The following is a 24,210-nucleotide window of genomic DNA, read 5'->3' as shown; positions in this document are numbered from 1 at the left end:
GTCACCGCCACGGAGAATAGCGGCGCGCTTTTGCGAGCGCGCCGCCCGAACGATCATTTCTTCGGCAACAGCTTGATGCCGGGCGCCGGGTTTTCCAGCGCGTCTTCATCCTGGCCGGCTGCCGGGATCTCGATCCAGCGATCGGCAGCGCCATCGCATTCCTGCACCACCGGGAAGTAAAGTTTTTGGCCCACCGGGAGATCCGCCGCCAGTGTCGCGCGGAAAACGAACTCGTCGTAGAATTCATCCGGCAGGCTGCCGCCGCTCCAATCGACCTCCTTGACTCCATCGGCCACCGCCTGACCGTAGAGCTGGTAGGATTTGTCGTACTTGCCCTTCTTGGTCTGCAGCGTCCAACCCGGCTTCGGCATCGGCTTCACCGCGATCACGCCTTCCGGGATCTGCACACGCACGGCGGTCGTCGCCTTGCCGTCGCAACCATGCGGCACGCGCAGGACCGCCTTGTAGGTCGAGCCGACGGCCGCTTCCTGGGTTTCGAGCGTGATATGCGCGAAGGCGGCACTCGTCCCGAGCACGAAAAGTGCTGCGGCCGCCAGAAAATACTTGTTCATGATGGTCCCTCAGATCTTCAAAATTTGTCTAACTGGCGCGATCAATTGGCGTGGTCGTCCATGGCACCACCACCCATGCCTTCGACGGCAAAATCGACGCTGACGGCGCCGGCCTTTTCGAAGGTCAGCGTGGCGGAAAACTTCTCGCCCTGCTTGGGTTGGCGCTTCAGACCGATGAACATCAGATGATAGCCGCCGGGTGCAAGCGCGACCTTGCCGCCGGCCGGAATCTCCAAGCCGCCGGTAACCGGCCGCATGGTCATGACGCCGTCCTTGACGCCCATCTCATGCAGCTCGGCCTTTTCAGAAACATCGGAGGAAATCGACACCAGCCGGTCCGGCGCACTGCCGTTATTGGTGATGGTGAAATAGCCGCCGGCCACCTTGGCACCGGCCGGCGTGGCACGCGACCAGGGATGGCCGATCTCGAGATCGCCAACCTTGAATTCATGCGCAGAGACAGTCGGTGCGCCGACGAACAGCAGCGCAAGAGCCAGCACGGCAATGCCGACACGCTCTTCGATGCTGCGCAGAATGCTGCCGAGCATAGGACGCGCGGCGTCAGGGAAAAAATAGGACATGGTTGCTCCATGAAGTGATGGTCGCGCCGTTGCCGGTCGCGAGCAGTTTTGATCTTTGGATGGGTACGCCCACGAAAGGTTCCGCCGGGCAAACAGGCTCAAGCCGTCAGCGGCGGCGCGCGCGGGTTCGACGGCGAGCGCTCACGTGCAAAGTCGAGATGGACGGCCGCAGGGAAGACAAAGGCGACCGCTTCAAAGGAAAGACTGGCCAGCGCCAGGCCGGCATCGGGCGGCGGCGCAAAGGCCGGCGAAAACATGCTGCAGCCGAGCACGCAGCATACGGGCAGATGGGATGGCGGCTGGTTGCCGCCGGGAAGCTGGGTTGCGCCCTCATGGGTACAGATGACGTTGCCGAAGGCATCCAGTTGCGACGCATTTGGCCCGGTGCCGAAGGCGAAGGCACCAAGCGTCGACTGAAGCAGCAGCAGATAGGCCGCGACCAGCGCGACCGGCATGCTCCATCGTCTCCTCGGTATGGTCAAAGCCCTGCCTCTTCGCAGCAACCCAGCATACCTAGCACGCGGCCAGCAGCTGGAAAATCGCCAATTCGATGCTGCGGCAACGCGGCATATCAATGCATGTCGCTCAAAAGTGTGCTGCGGTTTTGGGACAACGACATGCATGAAACAGACTCTGAGCCGCGACGCGGCTCAGGATTTTTGTGGCGACCGGCTCTCCGGGATCGAGGTCAGCAAGGTCTGGCGCGCCGACTTCAGGTGCTTGCGGCAGGCAGCGTCGACCTTGCCGAGGTCACGCGATTTCAGCGCCTCGATATAGACCAGATGCTCACCTATCGCGACTTCGTTACGCTCACGTTCCTGCGCCTTGTTCCACTGGTAGTGGTAGTGGAAGATCATGGCGATGACGTCGTAGAAATCGACGATGAAGCGGTTGTGCGATGCCCGGTGGATGAGCCGGTGGAAGCGCTCGTCCAGCTCGGAGAATTCGTTGAAGCGAGAGGCGATCTCGCTTGCCAGTTGGCGATGCTCGTCTTCCAGACGGTCGAGATCGGCCCAGACCGCGCTGTCCTGCGGCAGAGCAGCGAAGGCGGCTGCCGAGCGCAGTTCGAACATTTCGCGGATTTCGGTCAGCTCCAGCGCGAAGGCGCGCGTAAAGCCCTTCAGCACCCAATGGCTGTTGCGGCGCTTCTCGATCAGGCCGAAGCGGGAGAAGCGGATCAGGAACTCGCGCACGCTGGTGGTGCCGACGCCGATCTCTCGCGCCAGTTCGAGTTCGTTGATCTGCATGCCGGCTTCGGCGCCGCCGGCAAGCAGCCTGCGCATAAACGACCGCTCGATGATTTCGGCCAGCGTGTCTGTTTCTTCCTCGGGGAAGAAATCATCCGGACGCGGTTCGCGCAGCACCGTCTTGGCGCGCTTGTTCCAGGCGATTAGTCCGGTCTCTTCCATGCGCGCAAGAATGGTGCGGACGGTGGTACGGCTGACGCCAAGCAAGGTGCCCAGTTCCGGCTCCGAAGGCAGGCTGCGCGTTTCGTCGAGCAGCCGCAGGCAGCGGTTATAGGCATCCTTGTAGACGTTGTTGCTCTTCGACATTCCTAACCCGTTGCACGCCGTCGCTTGCGGCGGCCGGTTTGAAGCGCAATATGACGTTCCCATGACCCTGAAAAGCGAAATCGCTTTCCGGAACACCCAAGGACATGCGGAACTCCCCAGCGAAAAAACAATTGACGCAAAACTGTTTTTTCACGATAAAAGACATTATCTTTAAACAGGCGCGTGTCAATCCGCCCGCGCATCCCAGGATCACCCAGGAAACCGCCCGTGAACGCCTCCAACTGCATTCTTCTGTCCCCCGCCGACAATGTGGCAGTCGCCAACGGCCGCATCGAGATCGGCACCGCGTTGCCAAACGGTGCCGTCGCCAGTGTGTTGATCGAGCCCGGTCACAAGGTGGCGATCAAGCCGATCGCCGCCGGCGAGGCCGTGGTGAAATACGCCCAGGCGATCGGTCGCGCCACACAGGATATTGCAGCGGGCGAGCACGTTCATTCGCACAATCTGGTTTTCGAATCCGGCCGCTTGCCGGTCGTGCCGCCGAGCGAGGCCGAGCACGCGACGGAGGCCGACCGCGCCCGCACCTTCATGGGCTATCGCCGCGCCGACGGCCGCGCCGGCACGCGTAATTTCATCGGCATCGTCGCCAGCGTCAATTGCTCGGCCACCGTCTGCCATTCCATCGCCGACACCGCCAACCGGACGCTGCTGCCGAAATATCCCGGCATCGACGGCTTCGTGCCGATCGTCCACGGCCAGGGCTGCGGCATGAGCGGCACCGGCGACGGCATGATGGTGCTGCACCGCACGCTTGCCGGCTACGCCCGCCACCCGAATTTCGGCGGCGTGCTGATGGTCGGCCTCGGTTGCGAGGTCAACCAGCTCACCCTCTACGGCCAGAAGGGCGTCGCTGCCGGCAAACGTCATTTCAACATCCAGGACGCCGGCGGTTCGCGCAAATCGGTGGAAAAGGCAATGGGCGTGCTGGCCGAGATTGCCGAGGAAGTCGGTCAGCTGAAGCGTGAGCCGATCCCGGTCAGCGAGATTGTCGTCGGCCTGCAATGCGGCGGCTCCGACGGCATGTCGGGCATTACGGCCAATCCGGCGCTGGGCGCGGCCGTCGATATCCTGGCCGGTGTCGGCGGCATCGGCATCCTCTCCGAGACGACGGAAATCTATGGTGCCGAACATCTGCTTGCCTACCGCGCGGCAACGCCGGAGATCGCACAGAAGCTCGACGGCTTCGTGAAGTGGTGGGAGGATCACGTCGCCAAGCATGGCGCTTCGATCGACAACAACCCCTCGCCCGGTAACAAGCGCGGCGGCCTCACCACCATCCTGGAGAAGTCGCTCGGCGCGGTCGCCAAGGGCGGGCAGACGCCGCTCAACGGTGTCTTCGGCTACGCCGAAAAAGTCACCGGCAGCGGCCTGGTGTTCATGGACACACCCGGCTACGACCCGGTCTCGGCCACCGGCCAGGTGGCGGGCGGCGCCAACGTCATCGTCTTCACCACCGGCCGCGGCTCCTGCTTCGGCTGCCGTCCGACGCCGTCGATCAAGGTCGCCACCAATTCGACCATGTATCACCAGATGGAAGAGGACATGGACGTCAACTGCGGCGTCATCGCCTCCGGTGAAAAAACCATCGCCGGCATGGGCCGCGAGATCTTCGAACTGATCGTCGAGACGGCTTCCGGCCGCAAGACCAAGAGCGAGGATTTCGGCTACGGCGACAACGAGTTCGTGCCCTGGCATCTTGGCGCAACGCTCTAGATTAGATTGTACTGATATCGAGTAGACTGCCGAGCCGAGCAACGGCCGGCAACGGGGAGGTTGTGCATGGAAAGACGCCGCATCGGCCAGACAGCGCTGGAGGTCACCGAGGTCAGTTTCGGCGGTGCTGCGATCGGCGGTCTCTACCGCGCTTGTTCGCGTGAAGCGGCGATGGAGACGCTGCAGGGCGCCTGGGAAGCCGGCCTGCGCTATTTCGACACCGCACCCTTCTACGGTTTCGGTCTGTCGGAGCGCCGCTTCGGCGACTTCCTGCGCTACAAACCGCGCGATTCCTACGTGCTGTCCACCAAGGTCGGCCGCCTGTTCCGCCCGGTGCCGGAAGATCAGGTTCCCGATCACTCCTATGTCGATCCGCTGCCCTTCGCGCTCGACTACGACTACTCCTATGACGGCATCATGCGATCGGTCGAGTTCAGCTATGCGCGGCTTGGTCTAAACAAGATCGACATCCTGTTTGTCCACGACATTGGCGTCTACACACATGGTGTCGAGAAGACCAAGCTGCACTTTCGCGAGCTGATGGATGGCGGCCTCAAGGCGCTCGAAGAGTTGAAACGGTCCGGCGTCATTTCCGCTTATGGGCTCGGCGTCAACGAGGTGCAGATCTGTCTCGACGTGATGCGCGAGGCGCCACTCGACTGCATTCTGCTCGCCAGCCGCTATTCCCTGCTCGACCGCAGCGCCGAAGCGGAGTTGCTGCCGCTCTGCCGGGCGCAACAGACGTCCTTGGTCATCGGCGGCGTCTTCAACTCCGGCATCCTGGCGACCGGGCCCGTGCAAGGCGCGCATTTCGATTACCGCCCTGCCAGCCATGACGTGCTCGACCGCGTCGGTGCGATGGAACGGATCGCCGCCGAGGGCGGCTATCCGCTGGCCGCGGCTGCGTTCCAGTTCCCCTTGCATGAACCCGCGGTCGCCACCGTGCTGACCGGCACCGCCAAGCTGGCAAACCTGACGCGCAACCTCGAACTGCTCGACATCGACGTGCCGGAGACGGAATACGCCAAATATCGCCCCTATACGCTGGTGCAGGAGCTGGCGTGAAACGCGTATCCACCCGCAGTGAACGGTGACCCGGGCTTCACATTCTTGCGATCCCATGAAAGAATGAACATTCCATATTGACGAATATGTGGAATTAATATTCCATATATTCGCGAAACGGAAACGGGAGTGTTTGACAGCGGCAAGGGAGGAGCAGCGCGGTGGATCTGCCTCTGCCAGGCCTCGCGAGGACTGGTCAAACATCGCTTGCATCGGCTGGATTGATGCACTATCAAAACATGGCAACTGTTTTTTATTGATAAAGTTCTGTTTGGGCCACGCCTATCCGGACGGAGCTTCCGTAACGTTCACCGGGCGACTTAGGGAGGAACCTCATGAAATTCGTGACCAGCATTCTCAACCGCCGCGCCGTTATGGCGTTGGCAGCAGCTTCGATGCTCGCCGGCGTTATGCATTCGGCGCCGGTTTCGGCGGCGGATGTGACCATCCCGATCATCGTCAAGGACACCACGTCCTTCTACTGGCAGATCGTTCTGGCCGGCGCCCGCAAGGCCGGCAAGGATCTCGGCGTCAACGTGCCGGAACTCGGCGCCCAGGCCGAGACCGACGTCAACGGCCAGGTCTCGATCCTCGAGAACGCCGTTGCCAGCAACCCGGCGGCGATCGTCATTGCGCCCACCGAGTTCAAGGCGCTTGGCAAGCCGATCGATGAAGCCGCTGCCAAGGTCAAGGTTATCGGCATCGACTCCGGCGCCGACTCCAAGGCCTTCACCTCGTTCCTGACCACCGACAATGTGCAGGGCGGCCGCGTCGCCGCCGACGGCCTCGCAGCCGCCATCGGCGCCGCCAACGGCGGCAAGATCGAGGGCGACGTCGCCCTGATCACCAACGCACCGGGCGCCGGCTCGCTCGAACAGCGCAAGCAGGGCTTCACCGAACAGCTCAAGGCCAAATATCCGGGCCTCAAGCTGGTCGCCGACAAATATGCCGACGGCCAGGCCACCACCGGCCTCAACATCGCCACCGACCTGATCACCGCCAACCCGAACCTCAAGGGCATCTTCGCCTCCAACCTGATCATGGCGCAGGGCGTCGGTCAGGCTGTCGCCGAAAACAACCTTGGCGGCAAGCTGGCGCTGGTCGGTTTCGACAGCGACGAGAAGCTGATCAAGTTCCTCAATGACGGCGTCATTTCCGCCCTCGTTGTCCAGGATCCGTACCGGATGGGCTATGACGGCATCAAGACGGCGCTCGCCGCCTCGAAGGGCGAGAAGGTCGAGGCCAATGTCGACACCGGCGCCAATCTGGTGACCAAGGCCAACATGAAAGACCCCAAGATCGACGCGCTGCTCAACCCGAAGCTCAAGTAAGCATCGGCACGAAAACTGTTTCCGGGGCCTCGCGCCCCGGAAACATCAGCTTCGGCACAAACGGCTTGGCAATCCGCTGCCTTGGGCTAGGCTGCAAATGAGGTGTGTCACAGCCTCGCCGCCTGCCAACCGTGAGACCAATCTGGGAGGATTGTCATGACGTCGACAGCGCAGGACCTGCATCCGGCACCCGTGCTGGAACCGGGGCGGACCATCCTCGAATTGCGCGGGCTGGAGAAGCGCTATCCCGGCACCCACGCGCTGAAGCCGGTCAATCTTGCTTTCAAATCCGGCGAAATCCACGCCATCGTCGGCGAGAACGGCGCCGGCAAATCCACGCTCATCAAGCTTTTGACCGGCGTCATGCCGCGCACCTCCGGAGAGGTCATCTGGGAAGGCCAGCCGGTAGCGCTCGCGACGCCGCATGAGGCGATGGCGCTCGGCATCAATGCCGTGCACCAGGAGGTCGTGCTGTGCCGTCACCTGACGGTCGCCGCCAACATGTTCCTCGGCGAGGAGAATTCGCGCTTCGGCATCCTGCAACAGCGCGCCATGGTCAAGGAAGCCCAGAAGATCATCGACGATCTCGGCTTCGACCTGCCGGCGCATGTCACGCTGGGCGACCTCACCATCGGCCAGCAGCAGTTGATTGCAGCGGCCCGCGCCACCGTGCGCGGCACCAAGTTCCTGATCTTCGACGAGCCGACCGCCTACCTCACCCGCAAGGAGGCCGACCAGCTTTTCACCCTGATCCGCCGGCTGAAGGGCGAAGGCGTGACGATCATCTACATCAGCCACCGCATGGAAGAGGTGTTCGAACTCGCCGACCGAGTTTCCGTGCTGCGCGACGGCACGCTGGTCGGCACCCGCAACATCGCCGAGACCAACGATGCCGAACTGGTCAAGATGATGATCAACCGCTCGATCGAGCAGGTCTACCACAAGGAGCATTTCACGCCGGGTGCCGCGATCATCGAGGCAAGAAACCTGTCCGGCAAGGGCTTCGAAAATGTCTCGATGACGGTTCGCGCCGGCGAGATCGTCGGCCTCTATGGCCTGATCGGCGCCGGGCGCAGTGAGTTCGTCACCACGCTTTACGGCCGCCATCGCAAGTCGGCAGGCCAGATCCTCTGGGAAGGCAAGGATGTCCAGGTCAATTCCGAGCATGACGCGATCAAGCTCGGCATGGCGCTGGCGCCGGAAAGCCGCCGCGACCAGGGGCTTTGCCTCAACCTGCCGGTCGGCCTCAACCTCAACCTGCCGATCTACAAGCGCATTTCGAACAATTTGCTGATTTCGAGCGCGCAGGAGAAAACGCAGGCCGATCGCCAGATCGCCGATCTGCGGATCAAGACGCCGACGCGCGGCGCGCTGGCGTCCAGCCTGTCGGGCGGCAACCAGCAGAAGATCGTCATCGGCAAATGGCTGGCGCACGGCGCCAAGCTGTTCATCTTCGACGAGCCGACGGTCGGCGTCGATGTCGGCACCAAGGCCGAGATCTATCGTCTGTTCGGTGCGCTGCTGTCGAAGGGCGCCGGCATCATCCTGATCTCGTCCTATCTGCCGGAAGTCTATGAACTCGCCGACACGCTGCATGTGTTCCGGCGCGGCAAACTGGTGGCCAGCCATGGCTTTCGCGCCGCCAGCCACGAGGACATTCTCACGCAGGCGCTCGCCGAGAAACAAGAAAAGCTGGGAGGACAGATATGAGCACCGAGGCGATTGCTGTCGAAAAACCGAAGCGCAACTACAACGTCCTGTTTGGGCTGACGCTTTTGGCGCTGCTGGTTCTGCTCTGGATCCTCCTCTCCGTGGCGACAACAAGCTTCGCCTCGGCCAACAACATAGCCAATCTTTTGCGCCAGGGCTCCATGATCGCCATCATGGCGGTCGGCCAGACCTTCGTCATCATCACTGGCGGCATCGACCTCTCGGTCGGCGCCGTGGTCGGCTTCGCCACCGTCGTTGTCGCCATGATGATCAATGCCGGTTTCCCCATCTGGCTTGCCATTCTGGTGACGCTGCTGGTCGGTGTTGCCATCGGCATGTTCCACGGCTTCGGCATCGTCAAGATGGGCCTGCCGCCCTTCATCATCACGCTGGCGACGCTGACCTCGCTGCGCGGTATCGGCCTTTTGATGACCAACGGCAATTCGATCAACATCAACAGCGACACCTTCACCGCGTTCTCGCGCAATTCCTTTATCGGCATCCCCAATTTGTTCTGGATGGTGATCCTGGTCGGCATTCCGGCCTATGTCTTCCTGCATCACAGCCGCTGGGGCCGGTATCTGTTTTCGGTCGGCTCCAACGCCGAGGCGTCGCGCCTGTCCGGCGTCAACGTCCAGCGCACCATCTACATGGCCTACACGCTGTCGGGCCTGTGCGCGGCCTTCGTCGGCGTGTTGCTGGCCGCCCGCATCGGCATCGGCAATCCGACCCAGGCCGAGGGCTGGGAGTTGCAGGCGATCGCCTCGTCGGTCATCGGCGGCACCTCGCTGTTCGGCGCCGTCGGCTCGGTGCACGGACCGTTGCTTGGCGCCTTCATCCTGGCCACCATCAACAACGGCGCCAACCTGCTCAACGTCAACTCGTTCTGGCAGCGTATCATCACCGGCGCGCTGATCATCATCATCGTCTACTTCGACGGGCTGCGCCGCCGCGGCAAGTGAATCGTCCCTGAACCGATGCGCCGGTCCGCTCAAACAACAGGCCGGCGCCCTTTTTGAACACTGGAATTGCGCATGAAAGCCGTCGTCTGCCGCTCGCCCGGCGACCTTGTCCTGGAAGACCACCCCGCGCCCGCTGCACCGCCTGCCGGCTGGGCACTGGTGGCGGTCAGCCATGTCGGGATCTGCGGCACCGACTACCACATCTTCGAAGGCAAGCACCCGTTCCTCGCCTATCCCCGCATCATGGGCCATGAAGTATCGGGTACCGTGGTGGAGACCGGCGAAGGCGTCGAACTGGCCGTTGGCGAGCCGGTCGTCATCAACCCCTATCTTTCCTGCGGAAAATGCATCGCCTGCCGGCACGGCAAGCCGAATTGCTGCGTCAGGATCGAGGTGCTCGGCGTGCATCGCGACGGCGCCATGTGCGAACGCATCCTGGTGCCGGCGCAAAATCTCTATCCGGCAAACGGCCTGTCTCTGGCCGACGCCGCCGCCGTCGAGTTCCTGGCGATTGGTGCGCATGCCGTGCGGCGCTCATGTGCCGAACCCGGCGCCCGCACGCTGGTCATCGGCGCCGGCCCGATCGGACTCGGCACCGCCATCTTCGCCCGCATCGCCGAGCTCGACGTGACGCTGCTCGACATGAGCAGTGAAAGGCTCGCCTTCGCCGCGAATGAGCTTGGTTTCCAGACCCTCGACGGCTCGCGCGGCGCGGCGCCCGATCTGGTCAGGGAGGCGACATCAGGCGAAGGCTTCGATGTGGTCTTCGACGCCACCGGCAACACCCAGTCGGTGCAGTCGGCCTTCGCCCATGTCGCGCATGGCGGAACGCTGGTGCTGGTCTCCGTAGTCAAGGACGACATCAGCTTTTCCGATCCGGAATTCCACAAACGCGAGATGACGCTGATCGGCAGCCGCAACGCCTTGCGCGCCGACTTCGACCACGTCGCCGCCTCGATCCGCAACGGCGCCGTGCCGCTGGCCAAGCTCGTCACCCACCGAACATCGCTTGCCGAAACGCCGTCCGATCTCGCTCGCTGGGCACACGAAAAATCCGGCCTGATCAAGGCTGTGATCGAGGTCGGATAGGCTACCGGCGGCGGCTCAGAGCGCAGACAGCTTGAGCTCGACCCGCTCGGCCGGGAAGCGCGACTCGGAAAACTGGATCGGCTGGCCGTCCGGCGTGACGTTGACGGCGACCGTGACCAGCACGATGGCGCCCGGCTGCAGGTCGAGATCGGCAAGGTCCGCCGCATCGGCATGGCGCGCCGACAGCACGGTCGATTGCCTGAGATAATCGTCGATGCCGAAACGCGCCAGCGACGCGGTGATCGAGCCGGTCTCAGCCATCGCGGCATCGATTCCGGCAAAGCGACTGGCATCGAACCAGCCGGCGGCGCGCGACACCGGCCGTCCATCGGCTTCGCCGCGCGTTTCCAGACGGATCACCTCAGCTCCCCTGGCAAGGCCAAGGCCCTCGGCGACGCGCTGGCTGGCCGGCTCGACCGACGAGGCGAGCAGGACGATATGCCGTTCCGACGTTTGCCCCTGCAAGCCCGTCGAAAAACGCGTGCGCGCGCCGATCGGATAGGACAGCCGCTTGCGCGACAGCACAAAGGTGCCGCGTCCCTGCTCGGCCCGCAGCACGCCTTCCTGCACAAGTGCTGCTATGGCGCTGCGCACCGTGTGGCGGTTGACGCCATAGCGCTCGGCCAGTGCCACCTCCGGCGGCAGCGCGGCATTTTCCGTGAAATCGCCGATGGCGATCGCCTGCAGGATCTTGTCGGCGATCTGCCGCCAAAGCGAAACGCCGCTGCGCCGCTCGATACTGTCCGCTGCCAGCCGCCCGACCATTGATTGCCCCCAGCCTTTTAGCCCTGTCATCCACCCGTCATGGACTCGCGCTAGATAATAGGTATAATTTGTATAGTTGTCTATATCAATAGACAAATTTAGGAAAGAGGAATGTTGCTGATGCGAGGACAGGAAGCCCGCGACCAGGCCGAGCGCAAGGCCGCCATGGCAACGCTGGCGCAATCCAGCGGCGATGACATCGTGCGGCTCTGGAACGAGGCCGGACTGCCTTCGGACGCTGAACTGCTGCGCGGCCCCGAGACCGGCCTGGTCACCCTGCGCGGCCGCATCGGCGGCGGCGGCGCGCCCTTCAATGTCGGTGAGGCGACCGTCACCCGCGCCACGGTCCGGCTGCCGTCCGGACAGGTCGGCCATTGCTATGCGCTTGGCCGCGACAAGCAAAAGGCAAGGCTGGCGGCCATCGCCGACGCGCTGTGGCAGGACCCTGCCCGCCGCAATGAGATCGAGACCAATCTGATAGCGCCTCTGCGGTCGGCTCTGACCACGGCGCATGAACGCCGCCGCGCCGAGACGGCGGCAACGAAGGTGGATTTCTTCACCATGGTTCGCGGAGAAGACTGATGGACATTGCAGCGCAATCGATCGAAGGCGGTTTCGCCGATCCGGTCTTCAATGCCCAGACCGTGTTCCGAGCGGTCATGGACGCGATGGCACGGCCGGGCAGTGTACAGCCGCTGCCGGCCTTCGCTCGCCCGCCGGCGCCACTCTCGGCAAGCGCCGGCGCCATAGCGCTGGCGCTTTGCGACAACGACACGCCGCTGTGGCTCGACCCGACTTTGCAGGCCTCCGCCGCCATCAAATCCTGGCTTGGTTTCCACACCGGCGCGCCATTGGCCAACACGCCGGCCGATGCGCATTTCGCGTTGATCGCCACGCCAGCCGAGATGATGTCGCTGGACGGCTTTTCGCAGGGCACGCAGGACTATCCCGACCGTTCGACCACGCTGATCCTGCACGTCAGCGATCTCGTCTCCGGCACGCCGCTGTTGCTCGAAGGTCCCGGCATCGAAACCAGCGCCACGATCGCGCCGGCGCAGATGCCACGCCATTTCGTCGAGCAGTGGAAGCAGAATATCAAGCGTTTTCCGCGCGGCGTCGACATCATCCTCGCCACCGCTGATGGCATTGCTTGCTTGCCGCGCACGACGCGCATCAAGACGATGGAGGTGTAAGATGTATGTTGCGGTAAAAGGTGGCGAAGCGGCCATTGCCAATGCCCACAGCCTGCTGGCCGATCGCCGGCGCGGCGACCGTTCGGTGCCGGCCCTTCGTCTCGACCAGATCGTCGAGCAACTGGCGCTCGGCGTCGACCGGGTGATGAGCGAGGGCTCGCTCTACGATCGTGAACTGGCCGCATTGGCAATCGTCCAGGCACGCGGCGACATGATCGAAGCGATCTTCCTGGTCCGCGCCTACCGCACAACGCTGCCGCGCTTCGGCTACTCCAAGCCCATCGACACCGCCAACATGCTGGTCGAGCGGCGCGTGTCGGCGACCTACAAGGACCTGCCCGGCGGCCAGTTGCTCGGGCCCACTTTCGACTACACGCACAGGCTGCTCGATCCCGAGCTTGCCGCCGGCGCTGACGTTGCCGAACCGCTGCGGCGTGAAACCGAGGCGCAAGCCATGCCTCGCGTCTCGGCGATCCTTGCCCGCGAAGGCCTGATCGAGCCGGATGGCGACATGCCGCAAGACCATGTCCCCGGCGACATCACCCGCGAGCCGCTGGAATTCCCGATGGCACGCGACATCCGCCTGCAGGCACTGTCGCGCGGCGATGAAGGGTTCCTGCTGGCGCTCGGCTATTCCACGCAGCGTGGCTATGCCCGCAACCATCCCTTCGTCGGCGAGATCCGCATCGGCGAGGTCGAGCTGGAGCTCGACGTGCCGGAACTGCCCTTCGCGGTGCCGCTCGGCACTGTGCGGGTCACCGAGTGCCAGATGGTCAACCAGTTCAAAGGGTCGGCCAAGGCGCCGCCGCAATTCACCCGCGGCTACGGCCTGGTCTTCGGCCAGAGCGAGCGCAAGGCGATGGCCATGGCGCTCTGCGACCGCGCGTTGCGCGCCTCGGAACTCGGCGAAGATGTCGTCGCGGCTGCCCAGGACGAGGAGTTCGTCATCTCGCATTCCGACAATGTCCAGGCGACCGGCTTCGTCGAGCATCTGAAGCTGCCGCACTATGTCGACTTCCAGGCCGAGCTCGACCTCGTGCGCCGCATGCGCGCCGAATATGAGGCACGCGAAAACCCGGCGAAGGTAGAAGAGAAAAGAGAGGCCGCGGAATGACCGCTCAACCGACAGACATCGCCACCTACAACTTCGCCTATCTCGACGAGCAGACCAAGCGGATGATCCGCCGGGCGATCCTTAAGGGCATCGCGATCCCCGGCTATCAGGTGCCGTTCGCCTCGCGCGAAATGCCGATGCCCTATGGCTGGGGCACCGGCGGCGTCCAGGTCACCGCCTCGATCATCGGCCCCGACGATGTGCTGAAGGTCATCGACCAGGGCGCCGACGACACCACCAATGCGGTCTCGATCCGCGCCTTCTTCAAGAAGGTCGCCAATGTCGCGGTGACGACCGACACTGCCAGCGCCACCATCATCCAAACGCGCCACCGCATCCCCGAGCATCCGCTGACAGCGGGCCAGGTGCTTGTCTACCAGGTGCCGATCCCCGAACCCTTGCGCTTCCTCGAACCGCGCGAGACCGAGACGCGCAAGATGCATGCGCTGGAAGAATACGGCCTCATGCATGTCAAACTCTACGAGGACATCGCCAAGCACGGCCGCATCGCCACCACCTATGCCTATCCGGTCAAGGTCGAGGGCCGCTATGTGATGGACCCGTCGCCGACGCCGAAATTCGACAATCCAAAAATGCACCGCTCACCGGCGCTGCAGCTGTTCGGCGCCGGGCGTGAAAAGCGCATCTACGCGGTGCCGCCCTTCACCGAAGTAGTCAGCCTCGACTTCGAGGACCATCCGTTCGAAGTGCAGACCTTCGACCAGCCCTGCGCGCTGTGCGCGACCGAGAACGTTTATCTCGACGAGGTCATCCTCGACGACCATGGCGGCCACATGTTCGTCTGCTCCGACACCGACCATTGCGAAAAGCGACGGGCGGACGGCCATCGCGGCCACCTTGCCCCCGAAACCCATCTCGCCCCAGGAAACATGGAGCCGACGCAATGACCGACGAACCGCTACTGCGCGTCTCGGCGCTCTCCAAATTCTATGGCTCGCGCGTTGGCTGCGACAACGTCTCCTTCGACCTGTGGCCGGGCGAAGTCCTGGCAGTCGTCGGCGAGTCCGGCTCCGGCAAGACGACGTTGCTCAACTGCCTGTCGACGCGGCTGCTGCCGAGCTCCGGCACCGCCAGCTACCGCATGCGCGACGGCCAGTTCCGCGAGCTCTACCGCATGAGCGAGGCAGAGCGCCGCTTCCTGATGCGCACCGACTGGGGTTTTGTTCATCAGAACCCTGCCGACGGCCTGCGCATGACGGTGTCGGCTGGCGCCAATGTCGGCGAGCGGCTGATGGCGGTCGGCGATCGCCACTACGGCAAGATCCGCGCCACCGCCGTCGACTGGCTGTCGCGCGTCGAGATCGACGAGGACCGCATCGACGACGAGCCGCGCGCCTTTTCCGGCGGCATGCGTCAGCGCCTGCAGATCGCCCGCAACCTCGTCACCGGCCCGCGCCTGGTGTTCATGGACGAACCGACCGGCGGCCTCGACGTCTCGGTACAGGCGCGACTACTCGACCTGCTACGCGGCCTGGTCACCGATCTTGGTCTCGCGGCGATCGTCGTCACCCACGACCTTGCCGTGGCGCGACTTCTGTCGCAACGCATGATGGTGATGAAGGACGGCCGCGTCGTTGAAAGCGGCCTCACCGACCGCGTACTCGACGACCCGCGCGCGCCTTACACCCAGCTCCTCGTCTCCTCCATTTTGCAGGTGTAACCATGCCGACGCCGCTCGTTGTCTCCGACGTCGCCAAGAGCTTCACCATGCATCTGCGCGACGGCATCAAATTGCCTGTTGTCGCCGGTGTCTCGTTCTCGATCAGGGCTGGCGAATGCACCGTGCTTGGCGGCCCCTCCGGTGCCGGCAAGAGCTCGATCTTGAAGATGCTCTACGGCAACTACGCCGTCGACGAAGGCCAGATCATCGTCACGCACGATGACGGGCTGATCGACCTCGCCACGGCCAGCCCGCGCACCGTGCTGGCCATACGCCGGCAAACGATCGGCTACGTCAGCCAGTTCCTGCGCACCGTTCCGCGCGTTTCGGCGCTCGATGTCGTTGCCGAACCCCTGGTCGAGCGCGGCGAGGATCGCGAGATTGCCCGCGGCAAGGCACGCGCCTTGCTGGCGCAGCTCAACCTGCCGGAGAAACTCTGGGCATTGCCGCCTGCGACCTTCTCCGGCGGCGAGCAGCAGCGCGTCAACATCGCACGCGGCTTCATCACCGAGCATCCGATCCTGCTGCTCGACGAGCCGACCGCTTCGCTCGATGCCAGGAACCGCGATGTCGTGATCGAACTCATCGCCGCCAAGAAGGCGGCTGATGTCGCCCTGCTCGGCATCTTCCATGACCACGACGTGCGCGAGGCGGTTGCCGACCGCATCATCGACGTCACCGCTTTCGCTCCCGGAAAAATCGCCGCATGACCAGGAAGCTTTCAGAGACGCCGCTGGTCCATCCGACGGCGGAGGTGCAGAACTCGACGCTCGGCCGCTGGACCGAGATCGCCGACCGCAGCCGGGTGTCGGAAAGCGAGCTCGGCGACTATTCCTACATGATGCAGGATTGCGCCGTCTGGTGCGCCACGATCGGCAAGTTTTCCAACATTGCAGCAAGCGTACGCATCAACGCCACCAATCATCCGACCTGGCGGCCGACGCTGCACCATTTCACCTATCGCGCCTCGGATTATTGGGACGACGCAGAGCACGAGAGCGAGTTCTTCGCCCAGCGCCGCGCCAGGCGGGTCACCATCGGCCATGACACCTGGCTCGGTCACGGCTCGACCATCCTGCCCGGCGTCACTGTCGGCGATGGCGCCGCGGTCGGCGCCGGTGCGGTTGTCTCCAAGGACGTCGCCCCCTACACCATCGTCGCCGGCGTGCCAGCAAAACCGATCCGAGAGCGCTTCGATCGCCGCACGGCCGAACGCTATCAGGCGCTCGCCTGGTGGGACTGGGACCATGCAAGGCTGCGCGCCTCGCTCGATGATTTCCGAGAACTGTCGGCCGAGGCTTTCCTGGAGAAATACGGCGGATAGAGCAATGCCAGGAAAAGGCGATCACATCATCGTCATGAGCGAGCCTGTTTCATATCCCTGACACATCGCCCGGGCAGGACGCGGCCTTTCGCTGGAGATCGCAATGTCCGTTTCCATCAAACCCTCGCTCGCCGCATTCTTTGCCGGCTCAAATCCGAAGCCGCCGGTTCATCTCGGCACGCGCTACGACACGTCAGGCAATTTCCTGATCGAGCCCGGCAACACGGTCGTCAGTCATCTCGTCACCGGTTCACCGTCAGAGGCTGTGGTACTTGCGGTGCGCGACCGCATGCTGGCAATGCAAGACGCCGACCGGCTCGCCTTCACGCCCGTCTCCAGCCTGCACATGACGCTGTTCCAGGGCATCATCGAATATCGCCGGCGACTGCCCTACTGGCCGCAGGACGTGCCGCTCGACACCAGCATCGACGCCATGACCCGCCTCTATCTGGAGCGGCTGAGGGGCTTCGAGGGCTTCGGCCCATTCAACATCAAGGTGGTCGAAGTTCTGCCGACCGGCCTCACCGTTGCCGGCGCGACGGACGACGATTTGCGCATCATGCGTCAATGGCGCGACGCACTGGCCGTGCCGTTCGGTTACCGGCATCCCGATCACAACGCTTACGTCTTCCACATCACCTTCGCCTATCAGATCCAGCGTCTTGCGGATGATCGGGCCGCCGCATGGCAGGACCTGTTCGACGATTGCCTGGTACTTTTCGAGCAGCAGGCTCCCGTAGTCGAAATCAAGGCCCCCGCCTTCTGCAGCTTCAGGGACATGGAGCACTTCGAGGAACTGCTGGTCCTGGGCCGGCCGAAACTCCACACCTGTGGACCGTAACAAAACTGACATCATCGCGACACGGCAGGTTCATGTGGCTGCGTTAGGCGAGAGCCTGACGATCAATGGTCCGGACTGGAACCTGCCCCCATGCCAGCAACCTCTGCCACGCTCGAAATTCGCGGTGTCACCCGACGATTTGGCAAGAACACTGCCGTCAACGACATCAACATCGCGATCCCGCAGGGTCAGATGGTCGGCATTATCGGCCGTTCCGGCGCCGGCAAATCAACCCTTCTTCGCATGATCAACCGTCTCATCGATCCCAGCCAGGGGTCGATTTTTTTTGACGGCGCCGAGGTCTCCCAGTTGCGCGGCTCGCCGCTGCGGCGCTGGCAGCGTGACTGCGCCATGATCTTCCAGCAGTTCAACCTGGTGCCGCGCCTCGACGTGCTGACCAATGTGCTGCTCGGCAAGCTGAACCACCGTTCGACCATCACCAACCTGTTCGGCATGTTCTCTCGCGCCGAATGCGCCGAAGCGGTCGCGGCACTCGAGCGGCTCGACATCGCCCGCACCGCACTGCAGCCCGCAGGCACCTTGTCTGGCGGCCAGCAGCAGCGCGTCGCCATTGCCCGCGCCATGATGCAGCAGCCCAGAGTGATCCTCGCCGACGAGCCAATCGCATCGCTCGACCCGCTCAACGCCAAGGTGGTGATGGATTCGCTGCAGGACATCAATTTGCGCGAAGGCATCACCGTCGTCACCAATCTGCACACGCTGGACACCGCCCGCACCTATTGCAACCGCATCATCGGCATGGCCGCCGGCAAGGTCGTCTTCGACGGCCCGCCGGAAGAACTCAACCGCGAAGCCGTGCGTCTCGTCTATGGCGCCGACAGCAATGGCCAGGAAATCTCCGAGGCCATCACCTCGACCAGCGTTGCCTTCAGCCGAAAGATTGCCGCATCCGCCGGACCGCTCGAGCCCGCATTCCCGGGATATTGAGAGCGGTTGGGATCGCCAGCCCACGTCAAGGGCACCTGTCAAAATCGACAACGCTGCCGGCGCGGGGCCGGAACCTACAGGAGAGATAACAGATGTTCAGGAAGATGGTTTTCAGCGCCGTTTCGGTGCTCGCCATGGCGACCAGCATGGCCCACGCGGCCGACATGAAGGAATTTCGCGTCGGCATTCTCGGCGGCGAAAACGAAACCGACCGGCTGCGCAACTACCAGTGCCTCGCCGACCACTTGAAGACCGAATTCGGCTTCGAAAAGGTCTCGCTGTTCCCCGCCGCCGACTATGACGGCGTCATCCAGGGCCTGCTGGGCGGCACGCTCGACTTCGCCGAACTCGGCGCTTCCGGCTACGCCAGCGTCGTTCTCAAGGACCCGAAGGCAGTCACCCCGATCCTCACCACCCAGCAGACCGACGGCGCCACCGGCTACTATTCGATCGGCCTGGCGCTAAAATCCTCCGGCATCACCGACATCAAGTCGGCCAAGGGCAAGAAGCTCGGCTACGCCGATCCGGATTCGACCTCCGGCTACCTGATCCCGCTGACCCAGATCCCGAAGGACACCGGCGCTTCGAACGAAAAGTTCTTCGCCTCGACCCAGTTCAACGGCGGCCACGAGAACAACGTCCTGGCCGTGCGTGACGGCAAGGTCGACGTGGCGGTGGACGATTCCTCCGGCATCGGCGACTTCAAGGACGGCTACTCCTCCGGCACTTTCCACAAGGAAGTCGCCAAGGGCGCCGTCGACCCCAACGACTTCGTCGAAGTCTGGCGCTCGGGCCTGATCCCGAACGGCCCGCTGGTCGTGCGCACCGCGCTCGGCGACGACATGACCGCCAAGCTCGCCAACTTCTTCACGCAGCTGCCGAAGAAGGACAAGGCCTGCTTCGAAGGCGTCGAAGGCGGCGATTTTACCGGCTACGTTCCGGTGAAGCCGGACTTCTACAACGTCATCGTCGAAGCCCGTAAGGCAGCCATCGGCGGCTAACGGCGAAATCAGGAAGGGCGGTGTTCAATGCACCGCCCTTTTTGCATCTCCGATCATGACCCTTTCCGTGACAGCCCCTTCCGGCGCCACTCACCAGATGGCCGACGCCTGGCGTCGCCAGACGTCCTTGCGCCGGCTCTACACCGCCATCGGTGTCGGCCTGCTCATTGTCGCGCTCGGCAGCACCATGTGGTTCGCCGACGAGGCCAATGCCGGGCATTTCTTCGACCGGCTGCCGCATTTGCTGGATTTCCTGAGTTGGCTCGTCCCCAAGGACTGGAACGATGTCTGGCGAGCGATGTTCGACGTCGCCTCCCCGCATGACACCGGTACCCAGGAATTCAACTTTCCGCTTGGCCGCGCCTATGTCTGGGGCAGCTTCTATATCCCTGAATATTTCGAGCTGATGCTGACCACGCTCAACGTGGCGCTGGTCTCGACCTTCATCGGCTTCGTCTTTGCCGTGCCGTTCTCCTTCATCGCGGCGCGCAACCTGACGCCGCATCCGGTGCTGCGGCTGATCGTCAAGCGCTTCATGGAACTGCTGCGCGCCTTTCCCGAGATCGTCATCGCCGGCCTGTTCGCGGCCATCGTCTCGATCGGTCCGATTGCCGCCATCATCGCCATCGGCCTGCATTCGATCGGCGCGCTGGGCAAGCTGTTCTACGAGATCAACGAAAACATCGACATGCGCGCCGAGGAAGGCCTGAGGGCGGTCGGCGCCAACTGGTTCGAGCGGGTGCGCTTTGCCGGTCTGCCGCAGGTGCTGCCCAACTTCATGTCCTACACACTGCTGCGGATCGAGATCAACGTGCGCATCTCCACCATCATGGGCGCGGTCGGCGGCGGCGGCATCGGCGAGGAGCTGAAGCTGTCCATCTCGCGCGGCTTCGGCGCCAAAACGATAGCTCTCGTGCTGCTCCTGTTCACGACGATCTTCATCGTCGACCAGTTCTCCGCCTGGCTGCGCCGCAAGCTGGTCGGCGAGCAGGCCTTCGTGATGGGAGCATGACCATGGCTGCCATGACGGCCGATCAAATCCAGTCGATCGAAGAGCGCTTCCCGCAGGTGTTCAGGCGGCCGCTCCACAAGCGCTTCGGACCGCTGCTGCTGATTGGCGGCATCTTTCTCTACCTGCTCTACGCGCTGTGGTTCTTCAACCTGCCGCAGGTCATGCGGGAATCGCACTGGGAGCGCCTGCCGCTGTTTCTGACCCAGTGGATCAGCTACGATGTGCAGCCGATCTTCCGCCTCGACGAGCCGCAGATCACCGCCAAGTACCCGCGCTTCTCGGTGCTCGGCCCGAACCCAAATCCGGACTGGGTCAAGACCAATGCCGACGGTTCGGTGACGATCCTGATCGACGGCACCGCCAAGTCGATCACCTTCACCAAGACGCAAGCGACGATCATTGCCAATGGTGAGACCGTTGCGGTCGCACTTGGCACAGGCAAACCGCTGATCTCCGGACCGGTTCCCGGCTGGATCACCGCGCATGAGGACGAGGTCGTCGCCGACATGGGCTTTGCCGGCGAGGCCCGCGTCGCCGTTGACCGCGTCAGGATCCGCAAGCGTTTTCTCGGCTGGGCAAACTTCGTCTTCGACACGCGCTCGCCTTTCTTCGGCAAATCGGCAAGCGAAGTGGCCTCGCTGATCGTCTCCGGACCCGAACTGAAACCGGGCACGTCCAATCTGGCGCTGGCCGGCGACAACATCTGGAACAATGCCCAGTGGCAGCACGGCGATGTCTGGACGAAACTCCTGCAGACCATCGTCATGGCCTTTCTCGGTACCATGCTGGGCGGCATCGTCGCCTTCCCGCTCGCCTTCTTCGCCGCCCGCAACATCACGCCCAGCCGGCTGGTCAACCAAGCGCTCAAGCGCTTCTTCGACTTCATGCGTTCCATCGACATGCTGATCTGGGCGCTATTCTTCACCCGCGCCTTCGGGCCCGGCCCGCTCGCGGGCAGTGCAGCCATCTTCTTCACCGAGATCGGCACGCTCGGCAAAGTCTATTCGGAAGGCCTCGAAAACATCGACGACAAGCCACGCGAGGGCATCAAGTCGACCGGTGCCAATGGCTTGCTGGTGCAGCGCTATGGCGTGATGCCGGAAGTCATCCCCATATTCATCAGCCAGACGCTCTACCAGTGGGAATCCAACACCCGCGGCGCCACCATCATCGGCGCCGTCGGCGCTGGCGGCATCGGCCTCAAGTTATGGGAGGCGATGCGCACCAATTCCAACTGGGCCAACGTCTTCTACATGGTGCTGCTGATCCTGCTCGTCGTCTTCATTTTCGACAACATTTCCAATTTCCTGCGCCGCCGGCTGAGCCGGACGATCCACGACTACAACAGGATCCAGGCCGAGCAGGGGTAGGCGCCTCGGCGCCATGATTGCCGGCAGCCCACCGCTCACTTCGTCATCCACGGGTCTCCGCGTCCGCTTCGCCCGTGATGACGAAGTGAGCGCTTAAGCCGCTCGTTTCCACCCGTTCCTGATATGCTCATACCCCTCGCGATAAACCGCTTCCGGGCTCTCCGAAAAATCGCGCCACACCTTGGTCGCCGCCGCTAGATCCTTGAGCGAACGCCCAAACGCCTCGATCGTCAGCCAGTCGTCATAGCCGCTCTTGCGGATGGCCGAGAATGTCTCCTTCCATGGAATGTTGCCGCGCCCGGGCACGCCGCGATCATTCTCGGAGATGTGGATATGCACGACATTCCGGCGGTGTTTTGTGTAGGCGCCGATCGGGTCGGCCTCCTCGATATTGGCATGGAAGGTGTCGTACATCGCCTTGATGTGCGGCCGGTCGATGGCGTCGATATGCTCCGACAGATCCGCCATCGTGTTGAGGAGATAGCATTCGAAGCGGTTGAGCGCCTCGAGCCCGATGGTGACGTTCCTCTTACCGGCATGGTCGCCGATGGCGCGCTGCGAGGCGACCGAGCGCTTTTTCTCGGCCGCCGTCGGCCCAGCGCCGGAAAAGGCGCCGAGCGTCGAATGCAGCGGGCCGCTCAGCGTGCTGGCGCCAAGCGCATTGGCGCAGTCGATCGCCCATTTCATGTAGTCGACACCGGCTTTGCGCGTTGCCGCATCGGCCGAGATCAAATTCATCGCCGGATCGCCCATGGCTGAAACCGCGGTCCGCTCCAGCCCGATGCGGTCGAGCAGCTCGCCGAGCTTTCTATAGTCGTCCGGCGTGCCGGCGAAGATTGGTATCTCGATGCCATCGAAGCCGGTCGCCTTGATATCGCGAAGCAGCTTCTCGTGTTTCTTCGACACGGCCGTCGTCCACAAGAACATGCACATGCCGATTTTCATCGACGCCCCTCCCAGTTCCCTGTTGATGCCCCAAGGTGTTGAGATTCAGGTCAGGCCGAGTCGAAAATGGCTGGTTCCGAGAACCGGAGCGGAGCGTACTTTTGGTACGTGAGCACCGGAAGCGCAGGAAGCTGCCATTTGCAGGCCGGCATCACCTGAATATCTGCACCCTTGGTCAGAGCTTCGTCCAGGCCCCATTCTTCTTCGACGACTTCACGCAGGCCTCGATGAAGGCCATGCCTTCGACGCCGTCGTGAATGGTCGGAAAGACGACATCCTTTGCCGGCTTGCCGCCCTTGCGACGCGCCGCGCGGATGGCCCTCGCGGCCTCCTGGTAGATGTTGGCGAAGCCTTCGAGATAGCCCTCGGGATGGCCCGACGGCACGCGGCTGACACGCCCTGCCACCGGCAGCGCGCCGGCGCCGTTGCGGGTGATCAATTGCTTGGGCTGGCCGAACGGCGTGTACCAGAGATAGTTCGGGTCGGCCTGCACCCATTCCAGCCCACCCTTCGAGCCATAGATGCGCAGCTTCAGCCCGTTCTCGTGGCCCGGCGCCACCTGGCTTGCCCAGATCATGCCTTTTGCCGGATGCGTCTTGCCCGCAGACTTGAAGCGCAGCATGACGTTGACATTGTCATCGAGGAGCCGTCCCGGCACGAAGGCGTCGAGATCGGCCGACAGGGAATCCAGCTCCAGCCCGGAGACGAAGCGGGCGAGATTATAGGCATGCGTACCGATATCGCCCAGCGCGCCGCCGGCGCCTGCCTGTTTCGGATCGCCGCGCCACGCCGCCTGTTTCTGGCCGGTGGCGGCCAAGTCCTCGGTCAGCCAGTCCTGCGGATATTCGGACTGCACGATGCGGATGTCGCCGAGCACGCCCTTGGCGACCATCTCGCGCGCCTGCCGCACCATCGGATAGGCGGTGTAGTTGTGCGTCAGCACGAACACCTTACCGGTCTTCTCGACCACGGCCGCCAGCTTTTTTGCTTCGGCGAGCGTCGTCGCCAGCGGCTTGTCGCAGATGACGTGGATGCCAGCTTCCAGGAAAGCCTTTGCCGCCGGTACATGGACATTGTTGGGCGTGACGATAGCTACCGCCTCGATGCCGTCGGGCCGCTTGGCCTCGGCCTTGGCCATCTCGGCATAGGACGCATAGCTGCGATCGGGGTCGAGCCCGAGCTCGGCGGCCGAGGCCTTTGCGCGAGCTGGGTCGGATGACAAAGCACCAGCAACCAGCACGAAGTCATTGTCCAGGCGCGCCGCGATCCGGTGCACTGCGCCGATGAAGGCGCCTTGCCCGCCGCCGACCATACCATAGCGGATCGGGCCGCCTCCCGCTTCCGACTTCGATGCGCCGACCATGTTTTTCTCCTTGCTGTTGCTCACCTCCCCCTTGAGGGGAGGGTGGCCCGAAGGGC

At 63.4% G+C, this 24,210-nt stretch carries 26 protein-coding genes; 18 read left to right on the top strand and 8 right to left on the bottom strand.

The genetic code is table 11. The annotated features are described in order from the left end of the window. Positions 1-53: 53 nt before the first annotated feature. From EN993_RS11135 to EN993_RS11115, 5 genes are all read right to left on the bottom strand, one after another. Entirely contained in the window at positions 54-572 is a 519-nt protein-coding gene (locus EN993_RS11135; RefSeq protein ID WP_127263219.1) for a YcnI family protein, read from the bottom strand. A gap of 41 nt (positions 573-613) precedes the next feature. After that, positions 614-1,153 carry a copper chaperone PCu(A)C gene (locus EN993_RS11130; RefSeq protein ID WP_127263218.1) on the bottom strand — a complete coding sequence of 180 codons (540 nt, stop codon included), beginning with the start codon at positions 1,151-1,153 and terminating at the stop codon, positions 614-616. 98 nt (positions 1,154-1,251) lie between these two features. Then, positions 1,252-1,608, bottom strand: coding sequence for a DUF2946 family protein (locus EN993_RS11125; RefSeq protein WP_127263217.1), 357 nt, complete (start codon positions 1,606-1,608; stop codon positions 1,252-1,254). Between the two features lie 195 nt (positions 1,609-1,803). After that, positions 1,804-2,706 (bottom strand): GntR family transcriptional regulator, encoded by a 903-nt coding sequence (locus tag EN993_RS11120; RefSeq protein ID WP_127263216.1) that lies wholly within the window; start codon positions 2,704-2,706, stop codon positions 1,804-1,806. 2 nt (positions 2,707-2,708) lie between these two features. Beyond that, positions 2,709-2,954, bottom strand: coding sequence for a hypothetical protein (locus tag EN993_RS11115; RefSeq protein WP_127263215.1), 246 nt, complete (start codon positions 2,952-2,954; stop codon positions 2,709-2,711). Between EN993_RS11115 and EN993_RS11110 the strand changes: the two genes are divergently transcribed. The 6 genes from EN993_RS11110 to EN993_RS11085 all read left to right on the top strand — a co-directional run bounded on the left by EN993_RS11110 (position 2,935) and on the right by EN993_RS11085 (position 10,597). Next, positions 2,935-4,440 (top strand): altronate dehydratase family protein, encoded by a 1,506-nt coding sequence (locus EN993_RS11110; protein ID WP_127263214.1) that lies wholly within the window; start codon positions 2,935-2,937, stop codon positions 4,438-4,440. The genes EN993_RS11115 and EN993_RS11110 overlap by 20 nt on opposite strands. Positions 4,441-4,506: 66 nt before the next feature. Further along, positions 4,507-5,505: an aldo/keto reductase gene (locus tag EN993_RS11105; protein ID WP_127263213.1), complete on the top strand. Its 999-nt coding sequence runs from the start codon at positions 4,507-4,509 to the stop codon at positions 5,503-5,505. 335 nt (positions 5,506-5,840) lie between these two features. Further along, positions 5,841-6,836: an ABC transporter substrate-binding protein gene (locus EN993_RS11100; protein WP_109658699.1), complete on the top strand. Its 996-nt coding sequence runs from the start codon at positions 5,841-5,843 to the stop codon at positions 6,834-6,836. A gap of 156 nt (positions 6,837-6,992) precedes the next feature. After that, entirely contained in the window at positions 6,993-8,546 is a 1,554-nt protein-coding gene (locus EN993_RS11095; protein ID WP_127263212.1) for a sugar ABC transporter ATP-binding protein, read from the top strand. After that, positions 8,543-9,508, top strand: coding sequence for an ABC transporter permease (locus EN993_RS11090; RefSeq protein WP_109658697.1), 966 nt, complete (start codon positions 8,543-8,545; stop codon positions 9,506-9,508). Before EN993_RS11095 ends, EN993_RS11090 begins: the two co-directional genes overlap by 4 nt. A 72-nt stretch (positions 9,509-9,580) precedes the next feature. After that, positions 9,581-10,597 (top strand): zinc-binding alcohol dehydrogenase family protein, encoded by a 1,017-nt coding sequence (locus tag EN993_RS11085; protein WP_127263211.1) that lies wholly within the window; start codon positions 9,581-9,583, stop codon positions 10,595-10,597. 15 nt (positions 10,598-10,612) lie between these two features. Here EN993_RS11085 and phnF read toward each other — a convergent pair whose 3' ends face one another. Continuing rightward, positions 10,613-11,362 (bottom strand): phosphonate metabolism transcriptional regulator PhnF, encoded by a 750-nt coding sequence (gene phnF, locus EN993_RS11080; protein WP_127263221.1) that lies wholly within the window; start codon positions 11,360-11,362, stop codon positions 10,613-10,615. Positions 11,363-11,482: 120 nt separating this feature from the next. Between phnF and phnG the strand changes: the two genes are divergently transcribed. From phnG to phnE (EN993_RS11020), 12 genes are all read left to right on the top strand, one after another. After that, entirely contained in the window at positions 11,483-11,944 is a 462-nt protein-coding gene (gene phnG, locus EN993_RS11075) for a phosphonate C-P lyase system protein PhnG (protein ID WP_127263220.1), read from the top strand. Then, positions 11,944-12,555: a phosphonate C-P lyase system protein PhnH gene (phnH, locus tag EN993_RS11070; protein WP_127263210.1), complete on the top strand. Its 612-nt coding sequence runs from the start codon at positions 11,944-11,946 to the stop codon at positions 12,553-12,555. Before phnG ends, phnH begins: the two co-directional genes overlap by 1 nt. Before the next feature lies 1 nt (position 12,556). Then, complete coding sequence (locus EN993_RS11065; RefSeq protein ID WP_127263209.1) at positions 12,557-13,669, top strand: carbon-phosphorus lyase complex subunit PhnI; 1,113 nt, start codon at positions 12,557-12,559, stop codon at positions 13,667-13,669. Continuing rightward, a complete protein-coding gene (locus EN993_RS11060; protein ID WP_127263208.1) occupies positions 13,666-14,577 on the top strand; it encodes an alpha-D-ribose 1-methylphosphonate 5-phosphate C-P-lyase PhnJ in 912 nt (303 codons plus the stop codon). Before EN993_RS11065 ends, EN993_RS11060 begins: the two co-directional genes overlap by 4 nt. Continuing rightward, positions 14,574-15,350 (top strand): phosphonate C-P lyase system protein PhnK, encoded by a 777-nt coding sequence (gene phnK / locus EN993_RS11055; RefSeq protein ID WP_023760811.1) that lies wholly within the window; start codon positions 14,574-14,576, stop codon positions 15,348-15,350. The genes EN993_RS11060 and phnK overlap by 4 nt, the downstream gene beginning before the upstream one ends. Before the next feature lie 2 nt (positions 15,351-15,352). Beyond that, the gene (phnL, locus tag EN993_RS11050; protein ID WP_126070581.1) at positions 15,353-16,060 is read left to right on the top strand and encodes a phosphonate C-P lyase system protein PhnL; all 708 of its coding nucleotides are present in this window, start codon (positions 15,353-15,355) and stop codon (positions 16,058-16,060) included. Next, positions 16,057-16,674 (top strand): DapH/DapD/GlmU-related protein, encoded by a 618-nt coding sequence (locus tag EN993_RS11045; RefSeq protein WP_127263207.1) that lies wholly within the window; start codon positions 16,057-16,059, stop codon positions 16,672-16,674. The genes phnL and EN993_RS11045 overlap by 4 nt, the downstream gene beginning before the upstream one ends. Positions 16,675-16,777: 103 nt before the next feature. Continuing rightward, positions 16,778-17,515 carry a DUF1868 domain-containing protein gene (locus EN993_RS11040; RefSeq protein ID WP_127263206.1) on the top strand — a complete coding sequence of 246 codons (738 nt, stop codon included), beginning with the start codon at positions 16,778-16,780 and terminating at the stop codon, positions 17,513-17,515. 90 nt (positions 17,516-17,605) lie between these two features. Then, positions 17,606-18,463: a phosphonate ABC transporter ATP-binding protein gene (gene phnC / locus EN993_RS11035; RefSeq protein ID WP_109658688.1), complete on the top strand. Its 858-nt coding sequence runs from the start codon at positions 17,606-17,608 to the stop codon at positions 18,461-18,463. 92 nt (positions 18,464-18,555) lie between these two features. After that, complete coding sequence (gene phnD / locus EN993_RS11030) at positions 18,556-19,464, top strand: phosphonate ABC transporter substrate-binding protein (protein WP_126070584.1); 909 nt, start codon at positions 18,556-18,558, stop codon at positions 19,462-19,464. 55 nt (positions 19,465-19,519) lie between these two features. Then, a complete protein-coding gene (phnE, locus tag EN993_RS11025) occupies positions 19,520-20,476 on the top strand; it encodes a phosphonate ABC transporter, permease protein PhnE (RefSeq protein ID WP_127263205.1) in 957 nt (318 codons plus the stop codon). A 2-nt stretch (positions 20,477-20,478) separates the two neighbouring features. Next, the gene (gene phnE, locus EN993_RS11020; protein ID WP_127263204.1) at positions 20,479-21,846 is read left to right on the top strand and encodes a phosphonate ABC transporter, permease protein PhnE; all 1,368 of its coding nucleotides are present in this window, start codon (positions 20,479-20,481) and stop codon (positions 21,844-21,846) included. Between the two features lie 93 nt (positions 21,847-21,939). Here phnE (EN993_RS11020) and EN993_RS11015 read toward each other — a convergent pair whose 3' ends face one another. Together EN993_RS11015 and EN993_RS11010 are read right to left on the bottom strand one after the other, a co-directional pair. Beyond that, complete coding sequence (locus tag EN993_RS11015) at positions 21,940-22,791, bottom strand: sugar phosphate isomerase/epimerase (protein ID WP_127263203.1); 852 nt, start codon at positions 22,789-22,791, stop codon at positions 21,940-21,942. A 175-nt stretch (positions 22,792-22,966) separates the two neighbouring features. Further along, complete coding sequence (locus EN993_RS11010; RefSeq protein WP_109661113.1) at positions 22,967-24,154, bottom strand: Gfo/Idh/MocA family oxidoreductase; 1,188 nt, start codon at positions 24,152-24,154, stop codon at positions 22,967-22,969. Positions 24,155-24,210 lie beyond the last annotated feature (56 nt).

The sequence above is a fragment of the Mesorhizobium sp. M7D.F.Ca.US.004.01.2.1 genome (genome assembly GCF_003997785.1).
In the GTDB taxonomy this organism is placed as follows: domain Bacteria; phylum Pseudomonadota; class Alphaproteobacteria; order Rhizobiales; family Rhizobiaceae; genus Mesorhizobium; species Mesorhizobium loti.
Note: the sequence above shows the minus strand (reverse complement) of the source record. Positions and strands in the feature narration are given on the sequence as shown.